Below are 20,176 nucleotides of genomic sequence, written 5' to 3'. Positions count from 1 at the left end.
TGCTTTACCAGGTTCGGATATTGCCAATATTTGGCAACCGGTATTTGTCAAACCAGATGGAGATGCACTTAATTATTATTCAGGTGACCCACGAACACGACGTTCGATGTTTCTATATAGACCCCGTATAATGCATAACGGAGATATTATTGGAGTATACTCGCCAGATATAACGATGACAACAACAGGCGGGAGTAATGGAATCCGCTCTTATGAGTTAGGACTATCCCCCTTCAAAAATGTGATTGGAGTTGATACTACTACTCCATTATACAGTACTACACCTCCATCATATAATACTATGATGCCTCCCTACGCTACGGATCCAGTTGAATTACCAAATGGCAAGATACTTTTTTCGTATGCAACTTCAGTTGAGGCACTTGATTATGGGATTTACACATGTAATCCCGATGGTTCGGGTTTGACTCCTGTACTAGATTTTCCCGGCACAATGGAGTTAAATGCAGAGCCTATAGTTTTTAAGCCTATTCCACCGATAGTTGAGTATTTAAGAGCGTATGATGTTAATAATGTACCACCGACATCAAACCCATCAACTTTTTACCAGGGAGGTTTATTCAGATTTGATTGTCTCAATATATTTGCTAATGCACCAGTAGATGCTCCAATCGAAAATGCTCCTCCGATTACGAAGAATGCCAGGATAAGGTTCTTCCTTCAATTCCAAAGAACAGACGAGAACGGGCAAGATCCACCAATACTATTTAGGGATCATCTAATACAGTATGATGGAGCTGTTATACAGGGTGATATTCCGTCCAATGTTTCCATGTTTGAGCAGATCACAGACAGTGTGGGGAATGTGTTAGTAAACCGGGAAGGTAATCCGGCTCACGTTACAGGTATGAACTTCGGAATCGATGGCTCCGGTACAAAATGCGTAGGATGTCATGCCGGGCATACGTTGATAGATGTACCCATAAATAATACTCTAGGTGAGTTTACAAACGTATCTACATCTGCTACTACAACGCAGAGCAGTTACCATTCACAAAATAGTATAGACTATACCGGGGATGGCGTAGTCGACAGAAAGGCAAGAAATAATGATCTAAAAGTTAACTGGATCGCCGGAAGTAACGTGCCGGGACAGTACGTTGAGTTAAAGTGGGATCTGCATATAGATGTAAAATCACTCAAGTTATATAACATATTACCTAACCCCGGAACAAATACAAACATTCAGGTCAATGATTGTGAAGTATTTATGTACGACTTCGATTCGATATTAGTGGAGCATGTTCCTTCAACAGGTCCACTGACAACGGATGGTTTGAAGTTAAATTTCCCAGATTGGCCAACCATAAATAAGATAAAGGTCGTTGTAAAAGATTATACAGGTACGGTCAATAATTTAGACCTACCTGGACTGGCTGAAGTAGAAACCGAAGCCCGAATAGGATTGTCAAACTATGTAGGTATCGAGCCGAACGGATCATTGCCTTATACCTATAGCCTTCAGCAGAATTATCCAAATCCGTTTAATCCTGTTACCCAGATCAGATTTACGGTGCCGTCAAGGTCATATGTATCATTAAAGGTCTTCGATATTACCGGACGTGAGATAGAGACACTTGTAGAGGGATATATAGATCAAGGAAGTTCGAGCGCAATATTCAGCGGAAGCAAATACGCTTCAGGTATTTATTTCTACCGAATTATTGCTGAAAGTTCGAAAGGTTCATTTACTGAGACAAAGAAAATGGTCCTTATAAAATAGGGAGAAATTCTCAAATCTATTTGCTTCAAGCAATCCACAGAATGAAAGTACTTCTTTTGTTGTCTTCCTGCTTTGCATTAGTTTTCACAGGGTTATCTTATCCGCAAGATACCTCAAAGGTAAACGAATATCACAGAGAAAGGAACCGTGTCATTGCCCAAGATAATGCAATTCGTTTAGGCTCCGAAATAGAACTCTCACAAGAAGAGGTTAAGGTAGATTCACTGTTGGCAAGTCTACGTGCGGAGTTTATAAAAAACGCCGGCTTTAAGTTCCCTCCTGCCCATTATTTTTACAATTACAGAAATATGATAGATTCGAGCAAGATCCTGGGAATCCTTAGAAGTATGCCAAAGGGAGGTCTTCTTCATTGTCACGCCGGAGCAATTGGAAGTCCTGACTGGATTATAAATAAAGCGAGCCATATGGAAAACCTCTATATGTACACCGGTGAGACAGAGGGATATGAAGTAGTATATGGTACGCTAAGATTTTATAACCCGGGAACACAACCTGAGGGATATGAACTTGTTGCCGATCTTCGCAAAAAGGATCCAAACTTTGACCACCATTTGCGTGAATTGCTCTTTCTTAATGAATCAGATTTTAAGAATGGTGATATATGGGTAAGATTTGAGGAAATATTTACAAGACAAGGCGGTCTTTTAGAATATTATCCTGTTTTCCTCGAAGACAATAAAGTAATGATAGATTCTCTCATTGCCGATAACGTACAACACATCGAAATAAGAACGTTTTTAGGAGGAGTGTATGATCTAAACGGGAAAAAATATACCCCTGAGGAAGTTATCGAAATATACAAAAGTATTCTGGATTCGGTGAGAAAGGATCATCCGGAATTTACTCTGAAAATCATAAGAAGTGGTTATAGGGGTTGGGATAAGCCTGATGTATTAAATTATATGGAAGAAACAATTAAACTTCGTAAAAGATATCCTGATCTTGTAATAGGGTTCGACCTAGTTGGTGAGGAGGATGCAGGGAATCCTACACTGTATTTTATAGAGGAAATGCTTTTGAAAGATTCACTCGAAGAGGTTTATGACATCGATCTTCCGTTTTATTTCCATAATGGTGAAAGCACACTTCCGGATAACGATAATCTCTATGACGCAGTTTTATTAGGTACAAAAAGGATAGGACATGGGATAAATCTTTTCCGCTTCCCTATTTTATTTGACATAATAAAGCAAAAAGGTATTGCACTGGAGATCAGTCCTCTCAGTAATCAGATACTTGGCTACACTGATAATCTCCGTATGCATCCCGCCGGAGAATACATCAAAAGAGGCATTCCTGTGACTATAAGTTCAGATGATCCGCAGATCTTTGATTATACCGGGCTGAGCTATGATTTCTGGTCTGCATATATGGCATGGAATCTTGATCTGGCTCAGATGAAGAAGCTGGCATTAAACTCAATTACTCATTCGGGCATGTCTGACACAGAAATTCAGACAGCACTTACACACTTCAATTCTGAATGGGATAAATGGGTAGAGGAAGTTTTAGAGACTGAGATGTAATATCAATCTACTTTTTCAAAGCGGTAGGCGTCTTTAATCTTTGTATTCAGGTATGTGCCCTTTGAAGGTGAATTCATAAATTCATCAAAAATATCCGGCGGGACTTCTAAGTAATCATAAACATTATCATTAACAAATCTTACCCTAAGAATTCCATTTATTACATCATAGCCGATAGCTTTTATACTTGTCGAATCTACAGGGATTAATGGAATCTCCTCCATCAGGGTTACATATTTTTGAGTTCGTTGGCGAGTTTTGTCATGGCATCTTTGGCATCACCGAAGTACATAAGAGCGTTCGGGTAACCAAATAATTCATTATCTATACCTGCGTAACCTGCAGCCATAGATCTTTTGTTAATTATCACTGTTTTTGCAAAATCCGCGTTTAATATCGGCATTCCATATATCGGGCTGGCAGGATTGTTTCTTGCTGCGGGATTTACTACGTCATTGGCTCCGATTATAAGGCAAACATCCGTATTAGAAAAGTCGTCATTAATATCTTCGAGAGCATAGAGACGATCGTACGGTACGTCAGCTTCAGCCAGAAGGACATTCATGTGACCGGGCATTCTTCCCGCCACAGGGTGAATAGCAAACTTTACATCGATTCCCCTGCTCTGGAGAACGTTCATCAATTCCTTTACAGCATGCTGAGCCTGCGCAACAGCCATTCCATAACCGGGAATGATAACTACTTTGCTTGCGGCGTCAAATATCAAAGCGGCTTCTTCAACATCTACCGACTTAATGGTAACCTCTTTCTGACCGGCCTGATCCGCGGCAAGAGTTGCGGCTGTATCCCAACCTCCGAGAAGCACATTCATCAGAGAGCGGTTCATGCCTTTACACATAATGTCTGTTAGGATTATACCTGAAGCTCCAACCAATGCACCGGCAATTATCAGCATGTTATTTCCTAATACAAATCCGGTCATAGACGCAGCGATACCCGAGTATGAATTCAATAGTGATATTACAACGGGCATATCAGCACCACCTATTGGCATAACGAGCAATACACCCAGTATAAGAGAAACAACTACAATGATTTCGTAATAAAGTGAGGTAGTCGGATCTATTACAGCCAGAACACCCAGGAATAATACGAATAATATCAATACAACATTCACGGCATTTTGCATCGGGAATTTCACGCTTCGCCCTGTAACAATGCCCTGCAGTTTTCCGAATGCGATCAATGACCCGCTAAATGTAACCGCACCAATAAGAATACTAAGAACGACCGATACAGATGTCTGAACATCATTGTAACCATCGCTTTTGAAATATTCAGAAAATGCAACAAGCGCGGAAGCACCGCCTCCAAATCCGTTAAGCAGTCCTACCATCTGGGGCATTGCTGTCATCTGTACTTTGATAGCAAGAACTGCTCCAATTAGTGAACCAACAACAATTCCAATTATTATCCATTCAAATGTAAGGATACGTTGATCAATAAGGGTCACTACAATAGCGATAAGCATACCTATTGCCGAATACATATTTCCTTTTCTCGCGGTCTTTGGAGACCCGAGCATCTTTATCCCGATAATAAACAGTACCGAAGCAACGAGATAAAATATATAAGGCGCTATTTCGAGAAATTCCTTCATTTATTTACTGTCTTTCCTTTTAAACATTTTGAGCATCCTATCGGTAACCATATAACCACCGACAACATTAATCATAGCAAAGATTATAGCGATAAGTCCAAGTATTGTACTTAGTGTAAACTCTTCGGCACCTGCACTAAGGAGCGAACCGATGATCGTTATCCCGGATATAGCATTTGAGCCTGACATGAGTGGTGTATGAAGTGTTGGCGGAACCTTGGATATAAGCTCAAACCCAATGAATATAGCCAGCACAAAAACATATATCATCATTAATAAACCGAGATTTTCCATAATCTTTATTTATTGTTAAGAATATTGCCGTCTTTTACAATCAAGATTCCTTTAACTATCTCATCCTCGTCATCAATAGCAAGCTCACCTTCTTTCGATATAAGTTTTAACAGATTGAGTAGATTCTTAGAATAAACCTCACTTGCATCCTTTGGAACGAGAGATGGGATATTGGGTTCACCTATTATTTTCACACCATGTTTAGTAACAGTCTTGTTCAGTTCACTAAGCTCGCAATTGCCACCAAATTCTACCGCCATATCGAGTATTACAGAGCCCGGTTTCATATTTTTTACCATCTCTTCTGTAACAAGGACAGGCGCCTTTTTACCCGGAACAAGGGCAGTAGTGATCACAATGTCGGCTTCAGTAATATGTTTGAATATAAGATCCTTTTGCTTTTTGAGAAATTCTTCCGATACTTCCTTTGCATATCCTCCTTCATCCTGCATATCTTCAGTTGTTTCTACTTCGATGAATTTTCCTCCGAGGCTCTGCACTTCCTCTTTAACGGCAGGCCGGATATCTGAAACTTCGACAACAGCTCCTAGCCTTTTTGCAGTACCAAGCGCTTGTAAACCCGCAACACCAGCACCCATTATTACAACCTTGGCGGGTGTTATTGTACCGGCGGCAGTCATCATAAGGGGGAATATTTTACCAAGTTCGTTAGCGCACATGAGCACGCTTTTATACCCGGCAAGATTAGCCTGGGAGCTTAGAACATCCATCGATTGCGCACGGGTAATTCTCGGAACGGCATCCATTGCCATGACGTTTATCCCGGCATCAGCGGCGGTTTTTACAAGGTCGGTATTTATCAACGGGAAGAAATAAGAAATAAGGTAAGTCCCCTTTTTCATTGACTTCAATTCGTCGGGAGTGGGTTTTTGAACCTTTAAAATAATGTCGGATGAGTTATAAAGTGATTTGGTATCGGGTGATATCTCTGCTCCTGCGGTCGTATATGCCTGATCACTAAACCCAGCATTTATACCGGCATCTTTTTCCATCAAAATTTTGAATCCCAGCTTAACAAGCTTGGACACGGTATCAGGAGCCAGAGCAACTCTGTTCTCATTTTCAGTTATTTCCCGGGGAACTCCTATGACCACAGTTGAGAATTTAGTTTTACACTGTATACTAATATAGTAAAAATTTTCAATTCTGTTTGTGATATAAATCATACCAAATTAATCTACCAGTATATAGATTATAATTAGGGAAGAAATTTAATAGGAGAAGATATGAAAACGAAGATCATATTAATATTTTTTATAGTCGCGTTTACGGCAATAGCAGGACTTTCCCAGCCGAATAATGATAACTATAAGTACTCAGGAAAATGCGGAGATAGAGCCGGCTATATGGCAGATTATCTCAATGACCAGCTAAATCTGAGTGATGATCAGTATAATAAGGTCTATAGCACATTGCTTTCTCATGAACAGCAGAGGGACGAAGATTTCGAAAAGTACAGCGGTGACAGGGATGCGTTCAGAGATGCATCCGATAAGCGACGAACCGATCTGAACAATAGTATGAAATCTATCCTTAATTCCGATCAATACGATAAGTATACACAGATCGAAAATAACATGAGAAATAATTTGAGGAGGAAATATGGCAAAGGCAAAATGGGAATGAATTAGAGCTCATTTTCAATGTCTGACATATTTTCAAACCAGGCGGGTTAAACCCCGCCTTTTTTTAGCAAAAAGAAAGCGTCCTGCCGCACATTCAGGACGCTTTGTTTGTTAAGGAGGTCCAAATGAAATTTGAACCAGCTATCCTAGTTAACCATAAATGCTTTTATCCCACATGCAAGGACGGTAGCATAACAGTCAAAACCTCTCATAATCAACATAAATACAACAATGGAAATTAAGAGCTATTAGTGTAGAAATTTCGAGTTGAGTATTTTAATATACTGATAATAAATGATATATTCAACAAATAAATAATCAAGTTATAGCTCAATAAAGAGTGCCCTGAACATAGTCCAAGGCACTCGGAAAAATATATTAAAGTATTACTTTAACTTTTACAATAAATCTTACTTAACAAGAACCATTTTCTTGGTAGCAATTAAATTATTATCAACTACAAGAGTATAGAAATATACGCCTGATGCAAGAGCGCTTCCATTAAAATTATAGGAAACTATTCCTGCATTCATTCTTTGATTGTTGATAATATTTGATACTTCCCTACCAGCTATATCATAGATCCTGAGTGATACGGTTCCTTCCTTTGGCAATCCAAACTTTATCGTTGTGCTTGGATTGAATGGATTTGGATAGTTCTGATCGAGGAAGTATTTATCAGGAACGTTGTTTGTAAAATTAATGCCGTTTCCGGTCACAGTTTCCTGGTATTGATAGACAGATTGTATGGAACCGCATATGAAAGCTCTATTAGTAGCGGTCATATATACCTGATAAGGAGTGGAATATCCTATATTCGTAGATTCCCAGCTATTTCCACCGTCCCGAGTTCTAAAAACCGCTCCGGTTGAGCCGGTCACCATTCCATTCAATGGATCTGTAAAGAAAACGGATTGGCATGTACTCGAGAAAGGAACATCTACAGTATCCCATGTTGTACCGCCGTCAGACGTATGTCTTACTCTTCCTGTTGTAGTGGTTAGCCAACCTGTATTTGCATTCAGCATAAATATATCATAGATAATTGAAGTACCGACTCCTGCATCCTGTGATGTTGTTGTAGCACCACCGTCAGTAGTTTTATAAACATCACCTGACTGTCCAACCGCCCATCCGGTATTAACATCAACAAAGAATGCACCATAAACATCATTTGTTCCACCACCCCATGTATAAGGGCTCCAGGATGTACCGCCGTTGGTTGTTTTATAATTATTACCATCATCACCGAAGACATACCCGGTATTTGCATTCAAAAAGACTGCCTTTTCTAATTCAGTTGTAGTACCTGTAGCAGTTAGTTCTGTCCATGTAGCACCGCCGTCAGTTGTTTTATGTACTCCGCCTTCATCACCAGCAACAAAACCGGTTGTAGCATTTATCATACAGATGCTATTCAGGTCTTCATCGGCAGTTCCTGAAAAGTTACCTATAGCCCAGTCCTGTCCTCCGTTAGTAGAGTACATTACCTGGTCGAATACGCTTCCGGCTATACCCGGTGATCCGACTGCTATTACTCTTCCTGTAGTACTCTCAGCCCAGATGTCATAAAAGTTACCAGCTTTGATCCAATTGGTGTGAGCAACTCTATTTGACGGACTGTAGCGAGTATTTATCATACCTGATTGTCCGGCTGAAGTAATGGTATCACCTAAAAGATCTGTACTATAAAAGGTACCTGTCCATGGCTGCGAATTATCTAATATCTGAAGTGTATCGAACGCATCCTGTCCAACAGGAGATGTATATAAATTAAAAGAATTTCCTGTAATGATCACATTATCCTGTGATGACGGACGGCTTAAGCCAAGATCAAGATCGTCAAGTCTAACCCCTGTTCCGTCAAGATTACTATGTCTGAATGCAATGAAGACGTTTTGTCCGGCAAAGGAGCTCATATTAACCGCATATCTTTTGTAGGTTCCCGGTCTTGGCGGATACGAGTTGCCTGTTGTGTCTATCAGATTATTTACACCGAGCGCAAGTATTTTTGTCATAGTCGATGTATCAGCTGAGGTACCAACCCATATTTGGAGTGAATCCCAGTCAAAAGACGCTCCGGTATATGATCTTCTAAGCCAAAATGTTAGTGAATCACCTGCGTAAACAGCATTAGAATTAGTTCTTAGCCAATCAACTCCACCAGTTGTTTCCCAGTCACTAAGAGCAACAGCTGAACCGGTGTGCGGATTTGTTGTAGAGCGGGACCACTGTTTTGTTCCCAAAAGATTAGCCTGTGCCCAACCAGTTGGCGGGAATGCTACTGGATCAAATCCTTCACTAAGTGTAGGTGCCGGAAGTGTATTACTGGTAAAATCAATATCATAAAAAGTAGATGATGCAACACCGGTATTTGTACTAGTCCATGTGTCTCCAAAATCAGTAGTATATCTTATTGCAGTCGAGCTACCGCACACATAGCCGGTATTTGCATTTAGGAAGTTAACTTTGTAGAGAGTTGACGATGCTCCTGTACTTATAGTTGTCCATGTAGTACCTCCATCTGTAGTTTTACGAATATTTCCAGCTGTGGAAGTTGCAATAACATTATTCGCGTCCTTTGCATATACACCGTAATAAGTAGCACTTGGCGGAGTACCCATCATCGACCATGTAGCTCCTCCGTCAGTTGTCATTGCAACTCTTCCTGTTGATGTTCCTGCAGCAAAGCCGGTATTCGCATCAAGGAATTCAAGATCATACCAGGTTACGCCGGAAGATATTGCTGTAATGGAAGTATCCCAGGTTACCCCTGCGTTTGTCGTTTTAAATATCTTACCGGTGTTTCCGCACATCCAGCCTGTATTCATATTAATAAAGAAAGCATCGTAATGAAAATCGTATCCATAACTACCATCAACAAAAAAACTGTTATAAACTGTCCACGTACTGCCCCCATTTGATGTCTTCATGAAGGTAGCGCCGTAACCAGCTGCATACCAGTTATTGGCATCCCACATTTTTACCCATCGAAGGTAAGCACCCTGTGGTGAAGGGTGAAGATATTTATGCTCATTATTGACCTGCGCTGAAGAAATCTGGAAGGTGAATAAAAGCATAATAGCGCACCAGAAAAGTGAGAAAATCAATTTTCTCATAGTAAATCCTCCTTTATATTAAAGAAATGAATTAAAAGAAATTCAATGCTTATTTGGTTGAAATCTCTAAAAATGGATATGCATCAGTTTCCAGGTTTCTCCATTATTGGAAGGTGTTGAGTAGAAATGGAGAATAGATCCGTGTTTATCGCCCCATAGGTGATTACCTACAATAAAATAGGAAATTTCCTACAAACATTTTAGCCTTTATCCTACAGAATAAGACTAAAGAATTGTATAGTCAAGATAAAAATATAATTGTTATGTATTTGGGATAAAAATGGTTATTTAACCAGAAGCATTTTTCTGGTCATGGAGACTTTTCCATTAATTTGGAGAGAGTAAAAATAGACACCAGAGGCTAGGTTTTCACCGTTAAATGATTTTGAGTAAGTACCGGAATTTAATAATTCGTTATTTATTAAGGATATGATTTCCCTACCGGCAAGGTCATACACTTTTAGGGAAATATTGCCCGGCTGCGGTATAGAGAATGATATATTAGTAGTTGGATTAAAGGGATTAGGATAATTCTGTTCGAGGGTTAATTTGTCCGGAGAATTTTGCTCATTTCTAAAAACAATTCGGTTACTGGTTTCCACGCGACTATTATACATAATAATATTTCCGGTTGAGGAGGATATATACGAAATCTCCGGTGATAGCATTTGTATCGAGTAGTGATCGGTTGCGCCCGAGTTTTCAAATTCCCATGAAACACCTCCATCGGTCGTACGGAAAGTCTTACCAGACTCACCGACAACTATTCCATTATCGCTATCGATGAATTGTACTCCGTAAAGGTCAGTGTATGGATAAGGAAGCTCGACAGATGTCCAGCTGTCTCCTCCATCAGACGTTTTTAATAAAACCCCTTTTGTTCCACATATCCAACCATTATTTGAATCAAACATAAAGACACTTCGGAGATCGGTATTTGGATTATTGTAATTCAAGCGGATCCATTTTTCACCGCCGTTTGTAGTTTTTTCTATCACTCCATGTTCGCCAACAAATACACCTTCGCTTCGGTTTAACATGTATGAATCATGAATAGTAATATCTTTAGCAAGGTTTGAATTTTGCTTTGTCCAAACATCGCCACCGCTTGTTGTTTTTATTATTGCACCATTTTGACCGAAAGCCCAACCAACTTTGGGATCTACAAAATTAATCTCACGAAAATCATTGAAGACAAGGTTAATTGCTTTGTGGTTTACCGATCTGTCCCATGTAACCCCTCCGTCTGTTGTTCGATATAAATAACCTTCCGCTCCGGCAATCCATCCGGTATTGTCATCAACCATTGAAATACTGTAAAGGGATCTTTCACTAATATTATTATATTCCCAGGACTGTCCTCCGTTATTCGAAGTTAGAACGTCTCCGGAAGAACCTACGCTAATTATTTTTGCGCCGGAAGAGTTAGTCCAAAGGTCATAGAGGTTATTGTCAGTATTTCTATCAGAGTATGATTGGTTACCAGTAGAAGAGTAGCTTTTGTTGATGAGTCCGTTTGTACCTGCAACGATAAGAGAGTCCTCACCCATAACCACAGTTGAAAGAGCATTGCCCTTGTATACCTGTCCTGAGTTTATAAAAGATACAGGCATCCATGGTTGTTTTGATGATACGAAAGGTGATACTGTATTTCTGTAGACATTTACTTTATTACCAGTCAGATAAACTCGCTGGAGTTTTTTAGATCTGTATGAACCCAATAAAATCTCATCAAGCCGTACACCTGTTCCATCGGAATTCTTGTGTCTAAATCCTGCCTGGACTATATTACCGGCATATTTGTCGAGTTGGAAAACGTATTTCTTGTAAGTGCCTATTCTTGGCGGATAAGTGGAAAGGGAGGTGTCAATTGAGTTTACACCTATTCGCATTAACGGCTCAAGGTGCCGAGTAGTATTTCCTCCCCTGGCTGAAACAAATACCTCGAGAGAGTCCCAATTAAAAATAGTACCCGTATAACTTCGTCTCAGGTAAAATACAAGCTGATCACCTGCCGTTATTTCAAGTTCAGGGGTAAGAAGAACATTGTCCCCCATTACCGGGTCGAAGTTACTCCATGCGCAGGCAGGAGTGAGGTTAGGTGAAACTGTGGATCTTTCCCACATCGATGAACCGGAATATGAAAAAGAGCTCCATCCATCCGGAGGAAAACTTTCCGATGCAAATGATTCGGATACAGCAGTTGAAGTTTCGTCTGTCTGAAAATCAATATCATACCAGGTATTTTCAGGAAGGTTTTTAGTAAACAAGTTCCAAGTCCTTCCTCTATCTTTAGTAAGCATTACAGTATTCGATGTACCACAGGCAACAGCAGTTTGCTTATCGTAAAAATTTATTTTCCAGAGAGTATCATTCGAACCGGTATTAATAGCATTCCAAGTCTCTCCGCCGTCCTCAGTAAAAAACACTTTTCCATTATCAGATGAAGTATAAATATTATTTGCATCGAAAGCAAAAATACTAAATGCGTTAGTATTAGGAGAATGTATATCACTCCAATGTAGCCCTGCGTCAGTTGTCATTTTAATTCCATTGCGTGATTCACCACCTACGAAACCTGTTTTTGCGTTAACAAAAAAGAAGTCATACCAGATACCCCTATTATCATCAGGAACGGAAAATTTTTCCCATGTAACCCCAGCTGTTGTAGTGCGCGCAAGTAAGCCATCTTCTCCGCAGATCACTCCGGTTTTTTCGTCAAACATATTAAGATCATACAACGCAAAAGGATTCCCTGTCGAAAGATTTGTTCCGCCTATATTATCAGTAATGGTCCAGCTCGCACCCCCGTCGATAGTTCTAATAAAATCACCGGAGAGTGTTACGCCATACCATTTATTTTGATCTATTGTAAATACATTTCTAATGGATTGTCCCTGGGGTTTTGGATGCAACCAGGAAAAATGACGCGAGACCTGCGCCTGAAGAGTGCCGGTTAGAATTATTGTTATAAAAAAAATAAAATAAAGGTTGTAAAAATTTCTTTTCATTTACCCGAATTATGCCTAACCTACTAAACAAAATTATCATAAATTTAGTTTAAATTCCAACGAAAAATAAGTCGAAACATAGTAGCCGCATGGCTTGGATTGAAATCCAAATGTCAGTTTCAGTGTTTAATTTGTATGGCTATATAAGCCCAAAAAAATTAAATTTGTATATGGGCAAAAATTACAATAAACCCGCAAAAGGCAGATTACTTATTTCGGCTCCCTTTTTGAACGATATTTTTAAAAGATCGGTAATTTACCTTACAGAACATAATGACGAGGGAAGCATAGGATTTATAGTTAATAAGCCCTTAAAACTTAAAGCGGGAGACGTAATAGAAGATCTGCCCGGTTTCGAAGCTCCGGTATTTCTCGGGGGTCCGGTTCAGCAGGAAATGCTCAATTTTATACACAGAGCCGGTGATCAAATAGATGGCGGATACGAGATAGGAAATGGGCTTTTTTGGGGCGGAAACTTTGAAACTGTAAAAATACTTGCCTCAAGTGGTTCATTAAATCCATCTGACTTTAGATTTTATATGGGATATGCCGGCTGGAGTCCGGGACAATTGGAAGGTGAAATGAACTATGATTCCTGGATCGTTACAGAGGACCATAAATCGAGGATTTTTGATGAAAATATGGATAGTTTATGGAGTGACCTATTGCGAGATATGGGAGGCGAATTTAAGATTATATCTACATTTCCTGAAGATCCATCCGTCAATTAAACAATTCTTATGTCCAGGGCAAATGACATACAAGAATTAAATCCTGACAGCCCATTACATGAATCCTTAAAGCTATTAATAAATAATGGAGTTAAGGAGTTAGTATCGCTTTCCACCGACAAAAAAGGAATATCCAATCCTAATATTATCCACGATATACGTGTGTCAGCCCGTCGTCTTCAAACAGTCTTAGACTCAATTGGCGAAATACTTCCCTTACCGCTATTAAACAAAGGAAAATCCACTCTCAAAGATATAATAAAATCACTCGGAAAGGCACGGGAAAACGATGTCTCGATCCAGCTTATAGAAAAGTTTTTAAAGAAACACAAGAAGGATTCCCGAACGGATACATTAAATTTGCTTATTGCCCGGCTAAAAAAGCAGGCAAAAGGACATAGAGTAGATGCTATAAATAATAGCAAAGTAATTAATGAAATAAATTATCTTAGCAACAAGTATCTAATACAAGTTAATACTTTAAATATTAAATCATTTAGAGATATTAAGTATTTAAATTTAAATCAAGGAATCAGGGCAAATGGACTATTAATAGTGCCCCGATTTTACGACAGGGTAATGCGGTTAGCAAAGCCAATTATGGAAAATCCCGACAGCAAAAATTCAGAGGAGCTACATAAGATGCGTATTAAAGGTAAACCCCTCCGGTACGCTATGGAATTTTTTCGGTTTGCTTATGGACCAAGTTTTGGTAAGTTAGCTAAAGAGGTAAAGGATTTTGTTGAAATACTGGGTGAAATACATGATAGAGATATCTTAGACGAGCAGATAACTGAATTTCGTATGGAAATGTCTATATTTAATGATATTTCACCTAAAAATAAACTTAGCTTACTCCTTTTAAAAAAACTAATCGCGAAATTATTGCTCGAGAGAAAGAAATATTACGAAATGATCAGAGTAACTCTCCAAACATGGAATAATACAAATTTCCGTGAAAAAATAATCTATGCTATTTCAGAGTAAATTTTAACCCTTTACTTTCTTGGATATACCATATATTTTTATGGTATGAATCAGATTAGCTCAGATTATTTTATACCACGAGAAAAAAGCAGAAGCCATCATCTCAAAAAAAGGGTTAGGATACTACCGCTCTATTCATTCCCACATATAAAGGATTTCGATTACAAAATTACAGAACATCAGAACAGATTTTTTATACATCTGGATTTCGATGCATTTTATGCACAGGTAGAGCAAAGGGATAATCCCAGGTACAGAGGAAAGCCGATTTCAGTTGGGGGAACGGACAGAGGTGGCATTGTTATGACGGCATCATATGAAGCCCGTGCCATGGGAGTAGAGACAGGTATGTCTGTGCACCAGGCACGAAAGTTTTGTCCAGAACTAATCTCGGTACCCTGTTACGGACCCAAATACGAGGCCATTGTGCTTAATATAATGGAATTGTTGAATACACATGTTCCGGATAATGGAATCGAGCAGTATAGTGTAGATGAATGTTTTGTGGATCTAACACCGGTAGTAAGAAATTTTGAGTCAGCTATACAGGAAGCACGAAAGATAAAAGAACATATATTTGATGAAGAAGGGCTGACCGTTTCTATGGGATTATCTTATAACAAGTCGTATGCAAAGTTGGGCTCAAAACTTGAAAAACCGAACGGCTTTACCGTGATAACACAAGAGGACAAGGAAAAGATATATAAACTCCCTGTAAGCAAGTTGTGGGGTATAGGCAGGCGCATACAGAGAAGGATGTGGGCATTAAACATAAACAGTATAGGTGATCTCGCGAAAGCCAATCCCGGCGCGGTAAAGAAGGAATTTGGTATAAACGGAACAGTATTTTACAAAATGGCGCGGGGTGAAGACACATCAGACATATACAGAAGGGAGAGAGCTGAGAAGTCGCTCTCACATAACCATACTCTTTCAGTACCTGTATATAAAGAGCATGATATACTAGAAGAAGCTAGACGCATGGGTGAATATGTTTGCAGAAAATTACGTACACGTAAACTAACAGCCAAGATGGTACACCTAACACTAAGATACGAAGATCTCTCCTACCAGGGTGCCAAAGGTGAATTACCGACTTATACGAATGATGATAGAGTTGTTTTCAGTCTACTCAAAAAATTATTGACACAGTTAGAAAAGCCGGTCGAAGCTAAGCGTGCCCGAATGCTCGGAATATCGATATGGGAATTGAGAGCAGATCTGCAAAGAGAAAATCTTAACCTGTTCGATGACAATCATCATAATCCATATTATGCTCTAGATACCCTAAAAGAAAAATATGGTGATAAGATTATACGCATCGGCGTAACAAATTAACATCTATCCCTAATAACTCTTCAGCAAGGATTTTCCTTTTAGATATAAAAAAATTTTTACTATATTTGTTTATTATTTTATCATCAATAAATTCTAAATGACAAAGATCCTCTCAAGCTTCTCTAAATGTTTTTTTGCGGTAGTATTACTCTATTTAATTTTACCAATAAGCGGTTACTCTCAAGCAAGCACAACTTTGGGAGTATATGCCCGGGTATTGAGAATAATGACAGTAAATACCGTGGGAGCCAATCACCTCGATTTTGGAAATATAAATGTAACAACCAGCTCCCAAAATTTCTCAATTTCTAACCAAAATGGGCAGAAATTTGAAGCCACAGGATCCCCTAACTATGTGATCTATGCAGACTGGCCTCAAACAATTACTCTTAATAATTACGCCTGGGTAATAAGCCACGGCGGAACGAATGGTACACTAACCTTCTCTCCAAATGACATTATACAACACACCGGCGATAATTCGAACTGGTCAAATCCTTATAATGTGAGCAGAAATACATATAATTACGGTAATTTATACTTCAGAGATACCGATAATGACGGTATAGGAAAGGTATATTTCTGGCTTGGAGGAGCTCTTACAGTACCAGGAAACCAATCCTCAGGTGACTATGTTGGTACGCTTACATTTACTGTCAGCTATTAGGAGCTAGCCAACTACACTATCCCCTTCTTTTTGAGACATAACCTACAAACTCTGATATAGCTAATTAGCTACATCTCATTTATAATCTTCAAATTTTTAGAAAATTATTTGTAAATCCAAGATTTCTATCACTCATATAAGTACCATATAAATAAATTGATTATGCAACCGTCCCCACTCCTAATTTGCCCTCAAAAATACCTTAGTAAAATAGCTAAACTTTTTTTTAAATTATTAGTAATTTTACTCTTGACATTTAATTTATTTGATTGTAAGTTTGATGACTAGATTAAAGTTAGATTGCTCTGAATAAATTGAAATTAAAGTAAAATTACTTTAGTATGGAAAACTTGTATAAATTAGTATTTGACGGGATAATATTCCCGGACATTAAAGAAAAGAAAAAATAGGTATTTAAGCAAAATTTTGCATATCTCCCCTCCGGGATGTACAAAATATGCTCTATTTAAATAAAAAACAGCAAAAAAAACGCTAAAAATTAACTTTTACTTAATTTAAACCTCAGAAAATGAAAAAAATGAAGTTATTTCTTTTAGTTACTGCGCTAATTACTCTTGCAGTATCTTCATCCTCTTTCGCTCAGGTTACAGCTAACGCTAACGCAAACGTAACAGCTAACCTTAGAAAGGGTCTGACTATTGTAAAAGATACAGATATGGATTTTGGTATAGTTCAACAGAATCCAGATAACTCTGCATCTTCGACATTAACACCACAAAACGGTGCAAAATTCTCGGTTTCAGGTAATGCATCTACGACTATTAACGTTACTTTATCAGATGCAACACTGACAATGAGTGATCCGGCAGTAACTGTCAGCACATGGGTTATGCATGTAACAGACACAGGTACTTATACTTCAGGTTCGAACATTCTTACAGGTGTAAACGGTTCAACTACACTTTCGAGCTCAGGTGCCAAGACATTATGGCTTGGTAGTACTTTGACTGCAACAACAAGTGCTACATCGGGTGTAAAGACCGGTACTATTACAGTAACGGTAGCTTATTAAGTTTTTGCAACCTTCATGTTTGACTGATTGCTATGTAAACTCTTTACCCTGGAAACGGGGTAAAGAGTCTTAAAAACAAAAAAAGATCATAAACGAGCAAATGAAAAAAATAATACTAACCATACTGACAATACTGATAGTATTAGGATTTAAGAATACTTCCGCTCAAGATAATAACTTCACTACCCTATCGGTTAGAGCAACACTAGAGCGCGGGCTTGCCATGGAGGGTGGCAATAGTCTTTTTCTTGGAGAGCTTGCATTGCGCAATAGTGAAAATCAAAAAATTATTTCTAATTTTGACGGCTTAAAATTCACTATTCTTGGGCAATCGAATAGGATGGTAACTATATTATATGATCAATCGGTTACCCTGACTAATATCACAAACAACCGTTCAGGGAAGCAATCATATGATGATGCTAAAATGACTTTTAAGACAAACGTAGCAGAAGAAACAGGATCTGAAAACGGTTATACCAATCCTAATCCCCTGCCAAGTGGTACCAGCATTGCGCTGTATGATATGTCAAAGGTAGGTAAATTAAATTTATGGATTGGCGGAACTATGCAGCTTCCATTGTCTCTAAAAAATGGAAAGTACATTGGTAATTTTGTTGTTACATCTGTTTATTAATAAAATCTTAGTTTGAAAATGATTAATTTTATAGCACAAAAACTAAGACAAAAACTTGAAATGAAAAAAACTCTTAAAATACTGACTCTTATCTTGTTCGCGATAACGTTTTATACACCAGGTTTTGCGCAATCATATAATGCAAAATTATCTTTGCTTTTGTATGACTCATTTCCGGGATATCCGAATTCGACGCCATACTATGATTACTATGGAGGCAGATATAGAATCGATCTTCCAAACAATAACAGAACAATAAGAATTACTCATACAATTCCAAGTACTCTAAACGACGGTGCAGGACATACAATACCCTTTTCTATAGCTTCTAATAATGCAGGTTATAAGATCGGTGGAAGTTTAAATCCGACCGGAGCTACAGTATTTAACCCTAACAATAGTCTCACCGTTACTTTATCGGGGACAGATGAAATTACCATATGGCTGGGCGGCACAGTTTCACCACCAACTAATGCTTACCCGTCAAATAATTATGAAGGAACTATAACAATTACAACAGTTATACTTTAATAAATTAAATTTTTCTCAAAAAGAAAAAAAATTAGCTTTGAAAACGTTAACATTTACCCTACTAGCATTAATGATATCAGTGTCAGCCTCTTTTGCGCAGATCGTGATATCACCTTATGTGGTTATGATAGATCAGAAGAACCAATTTGGTACATTTTTAGTATCTAACCAGACCACTGAAACTCAAGAAGTAACAATATTCTTTAAATTCGGCTATCCTGCTTCAGACGCACAGGGCAACGTAACAATGCTCTACAGTGATTCCAGCGGAATAAACATGAGCTATGATCTAACCGATATGGTGAATGCGTTCCCAAAGAAATTCACTTTAAAACCCGGTGACAAACAAACTGTAAGGATGACCGTTAAGCCGAAAAAGGATATGAAGGAAGGTACTTACTGGACAAGGATAATTACATCCACACAATCAAAACAAGTGATAACCGATACTTCCACTTCCCTATCGGCATCAATTAACTTCGTACTTAACCAGGTCACGACCGTAATATACAAAAACAAAAGGTATGAAAATTCGGTCAACCTGCAGGATATTACAACGAACACTGATGAAGAATATTTAAACATTAATGTTCCACTCGAAGTAAAGGGAGATTCGCCGTTTTTTGCCGGAACAACTGTAAAGATATTTGACGCATCGGGAAGCCTTGTAACCGAACAGACACAATATTTTACTGTTTACTACGGAATGACAAGGAAAAATTCATTTAGATTAGAAGATCTAAAGCCGGGTCAGTATAAAGCTGAAATTACTCTTACTTCAGATACTAATCCAGATATTCCAATAAGTGATAAACCGTTAAAGACTCCAATAACTAAATCTGTCAGCTTTAGCATTAATTGATGAAAAACGTTCTCATAATCATATCGCTGTTCTTTGCATTAGTGCCCATTAGTCCTGTATTTTCTCAGGAAACAAATGCAGCAGGCGATAAGACAGATAAGGATTCGGTTTCAATAGTTACAGAAAATCCTGAAAGTAATGTTTCCAAAGAAGAAACTGAAACAGGTCCGGAGGAAATGTATTTGAATTTCAATTACGCCGGCCTTGTTAGTACGCTTTTTACCTGCTACTACAATGGCGAGAATACATACATACCTGTTCAGCAATTCTTTAATTCTTTACAGATCAACAATACACAGACAGGAAACAGAATTTCGGGATATTATATGTACTCCGGTAGAGAGTATATGATAGATCTGGATTCGAGAGAAATAACCTTTAACGGACAAACAACCAGGTTCTCAAAGA

17 protein-coding genes are annotated in these 20,176 nt (G+C 38.5%); 11 read left to right on the top strand and 6 right to left on the bottom strand.

Annotated elements, in window-relative coordinates; translation table 11 throughout:
* The first annotated feature begins 301 nt into the window (after positions 1–301).
* On the top strand, positions 302–1,744 hold the full coding sequence (locus tag H6614_05920) for a T9SS type A sorting domain-containing protein (protein MCB9243191.1): 1,443 nt from the start codon (positions 302–304) through the stop codon (positions 1,742–1,744).
* Positions 1,745–1,785: 41 nt separating this feature from the next.
* The gene (locus tag H6614_05915; protein MCB9243190.1) at positions 1,786–3,291 is read left to right on the top strand and encodes a hypothetical protein; all 1,506 of its coding nucleotides are present in this window, start codon (positions 1,786–1,788) and stop codon (positions 3,289–3,291) included.
* 2 nt (positions 3,292–3,293) lie between these two features.
* Here H6614_05915 and H6614_05910 read toward each other — a convergent pair whose 3' ends face one another.
* The 4 genes from H6614_05910 to H6614_05895 are packed head-to-tail and all read right to left on the bottom strand — an operon-like array spanning position 3,294 to position 6,321.
* The gene (locus tag H6614_05910) at positions 3,294–3,515 is read right to left on the bottom strand and encodes a KTSC domain-containing protein (GenBank protein MCB9243189.1); all 222 of its coding nucleotides are present in this window, start codon (positions 3,513–3,515) and stop codon (positions 3,294–3,296) included.
* 5 nt (positions 3,516–3,520) lie between these two features.
* Positions 3,521–4,912, bottom strand: coding sequence for an NAD(P)(+) transhydrogenase (Re/Si-specific) subunit beta (locus tag H6614_05905; GenBank protein ID MCB9243188.1), 1,392 nt, complete (start codon positions 4,910–4,912; stop codon positions 3,521–3,523).
* Positions 4,913–5,206: an NAD(P) transhydrogenase subunit alpha gene (locus tag H6614_05900; GenBank protein ID MCB9243187.1), complete on the bottom strand. Its 294-nt coding sequence runs from the start codon at positions 5,204–5,206 to the stop codon at positions 4,913–4,915.
* Between the two features lie 5 nt (positions 5,207–5,211).
* The gene (locus tag H6614_05895) at positions 5,212–6,321 is read right to left on the bottom strand and encodes a Re/Si-specific NAD(P)(+) transhydrogenase subunit alpha (protein ID MCB9243186.1); all 1,110 of its coding nucleotides are present in this window, start codon (positions 6,319–6,321) and stop codon (positions 5,212–5,214) included.
* A gap of 132 nt (positions 6,322–6,453) precedes the next feature.
* Here H6614_05895 and H6614_05890 point away from each other — a divergent pair, with 132 nt between their 5' ends.
* Positions 6,454–6,858 carry a hypothetical protein gene (locus tag H6614_05890; protein ID MCB9243185.1) on the top strand — a complete coding sequence of 135 codons (405 nt, stop codon included), beginning with the start codon at positions 6,454–6,456 and terminating at the stop codon, positions 6,856–6,858.
* A gap of 404 nt (positions 6,859–7,262) precedes the next feature.
* On the opposite strand, the gene H6614_05885 is transcribed toward H6614_05890, so the two are convergent.
* Together H6614_05885 and H6614_05880 are read right to left on the bottom strand one after the other, a co-directional pair.
* Positions 7,263–9,971 (bottom strand): T9SS type A sorting domain-containing protein, encoded by a 2,709-nt coding sequence (locus tag H6614_05885; GenBank protein ID MCB9243184.1) that lies wholly within the window; start codon positions 9,969–9,971, stop codon positions 7,263–7,265.
* Between the two features lie 284 nt (positions 9,972–10,255).
* Positions 10,256–12,982 carry a T9SS type A sorting domain-containing protein gene (locus H6614_05880; protein ID MCB9243183.1) on the bottom strand — a complete coding sequence of 909 codons (2,727 nt, stop codon included), beginning with the start codon at positions 12,980–12,982 and terminating at the stop codon, positions 10,256–10,258.
* A gap of 170 nt (positions 12,983–13,152) precedes the next feature.
* Between H6614_05880 and H6614_05875 the strand changes: the two genes are divergently transcribed.
* From H6614_05875 to H6614_05840, 8 genes are all read left to right on the top strand, one after another.
* Positions 13,153–13,713, top strand: coding sequence for a YqgE/AlgH family protein (locus H6614_05875; protein ID MCB9243182.1), 561 nt, complete (start codon positions 13,153–13,155; stop codon positions 13,711–13,713).
* Positions 13,714–13,722: 9 nt separating this feature from the next.
* Entirely contained in the window at positions 13,723–14,700 is a 978-nt protein-coding gene (locus H6614_05870) for a CHAD domain-containing protein (GenBank protein ID MCB9243181.1), read from the top strand.
* A gap of 45 nt (positions 14,701–14,745) precedes the next feature.
* A complete protein-coding gene (gene dinB, locus H6614_05865; GenBank protein ID MCB9243180.1) occupies positions 14,746–16,038 on the top strand; it encodes a DNA polymerase IV in 1,293 nt (430 codons plus the stop codon).
* Between the two features lie 226 nt (positions 16,039–16,264).
* Entirely contained in the window at positions 16,265–16,705 is a 441-nt protein-coding gene (locus H6614_05860; protein MCB9243179.1) for a DUF4402 domain-containing protein, read from the top strand.
* Positions 16,706–17,234: 529 nt separating this feature from the next.
* Entirely contained in the window at positions 17,235–17,738 is a 504-nt protein-coding gene (locus H6614_05855) for a DUF4402 domain-containing protein (protein ID MCB9243178.1), read from the top strand.
* Positions 17,739–17,838: 100 nt separating this feature from the next.
* A complete protein-coding gene (locus tag H6614_05850; protein ID MCB9243177.1) occupies positions 17,839–18,375 on the top strand; it encodes a DUF4402 domain-containing protein in 537 nt (178 codons plus the stop codon).
* A gap of 60 nt (positions 18,376–18,435) precedes the next feature.
* Positions 18,436–18,906, top strand: a complete 471-nt coding sequence (locus H6614_05845; protein ID MCB9243176.1) for a hypothetical protein — start codon at positions 18,436–18,438, stop codon at positions 18,904–18,906.
* A gap of 70 nt (positions 18,907–18,976) precedes the next feature.
* Positions 18,977–19,768 carry a hypothetical protein gene (locus tag H6614_05840; protein ID MCB9243175.1) on the top strand — a complete coding sequence of 264 codons (792 nt, stop codon included), beginning with the start codon at positions 18,977–18,979 and terminating at the stop codon, positions 19,766–19,768.
* The last annotated feature ends 408 nt before the right edge of the window (positions 19,769–20,176 follow it).

The organism is Ignavibacteriales bacterium, assembly GCA_020635255.1.
GTDB lineage: Bacteria > Bacteroidota > Ignavibacteria > Tepidaquicellales > Tepidaquicellaceae > JAEYVS01.
Note: the sequence above shows the minus strand (reverse complement) of the source record. Positions and strands in the feature narration are given on the sequence as shown.